Below are 1,137 nucleotides of genomic sequence, written 5' to 3'. Positions count from 1 at the left end.
ATCCCACGGTGGTCGCGGCCCGGCTCGACCAGACCGCGTTGAAGGCCCAGGCCCGCACCACCGGGCTGGCACCGATCTGGCGACAGGTGATCACCACCCCACGCCGGGTGGCCATCGGTGGTGACGGCGCCGCAGTATCGGTGCTGCGTCAACGCCTGAACGGGTTGTCGCGTCCCGAACAGCTACACGTGGTGTTGGAATTGGTACGGACCCAGGTCGCGCTGGTCCTGGGACACGAAGGACCCGACGCGATCACCGCCGACCGCAACTTCCGGGACCTGGGCTTCGACTCGCTGACCGCGGTCGAGATCCGCAACCGGCTCAACCTGGCCACCGAGCTACGACTGCCGGCCACCCTCGTCTTCGACTACCCCACACCCGACACCGTCGCCGACCACATCCTGTATGCGATCACGGGGCAGGGCTTCGAAGGCGAGGACCGGATATTCGAAGGTGATCTATCAGAACAGAAGGTTCGTGAATTGCTGCAGAGCATTCCGATCCGCCGACTGAAGGATTCAGGGGTCCTCGGCACACTGTTATCGATCTCGCGGGAAGAGGAAACCCAGGTCGAAAGCCCGAACGAGAACAGCCAATCCATTGCGGACCTGGATGTCGAAGGCCTGATCAACCGTGCACTGTATGGGCTCGATGCCGAATGAAAGCTTCTTTCAGATCGGACATATACCGAGTGCTGCATGCGGAAGATTTTGCTGTTTGTGTATGTGGGGAGAAAAAGAATGGCTGACTCGCAACAGCGTCTCGTCGACGCACTACGTGCTTCACTGACCGAGACCGAGTGGCTTCGTGCGGAGAACCGGAAACTAACAGCACGTGCGTCGGAGCCGGTAGCGATTGTGGGAATGAGCTGCCGATTTCCTGGTGGGGCGTCCTCGTTGGAGCAGTTGTGGCAGATGGTGCACGAGGGCCGTGACGGCACCGGGGAATTCCCCACCGATCGCGGCTGGGACCTGGCTGGGTTGTTCAACACAGATCCCGATGCGCTCGGCACCTCCCATACACGGGAAGGCGGGTTCGTCCTCGACGCGGCCGGGTTCGATGCCGGGTTCTTCGGTATCAGCCCGCGCGAGGCCCTCGCGATGGATCCCCAACAACGGTTGTTGCTGGAAACGGTGT

General features: G+C 61.8%; 2 protein-coding genes. Both read left to right on the top strand.

Annotated elements, in window-relative coordinates; translation table 11 throughout:
- The coding region (locus AB0H71_RS33920; RefSeq protein WP_357029685.1) for an acyl carrier protein at positions 1 to 662 on the top strand (662 nt) is incomplete at its 5' end.
- A 78-nt stretch (positions 663 to 740) separates the two neighbouring features.
- Positions 741 to 1,137 (top strand): beta-ketoacyl synthase N-terminal-like domain-containing protein (locus AB0H71_RS33915; RefSeq protein ID WP_357029688.1); only part of this gene is annotated, 397 nt, incomplete at its 3' end.

This window comes from Nocardia sp. NPDC050697 (genome assembly GCF_040654395.1).
Lineage (GTDB): Bacteria > Actinomycetota > Actinomycetes > Mycobacteriales > Mycobacteriaceae > Nocardia.
The sequence above is the reverse complement of the archived record's forward strand: the minus strand, read 5'-3'. Positions and strand labels throughout refer to the sequence as shown.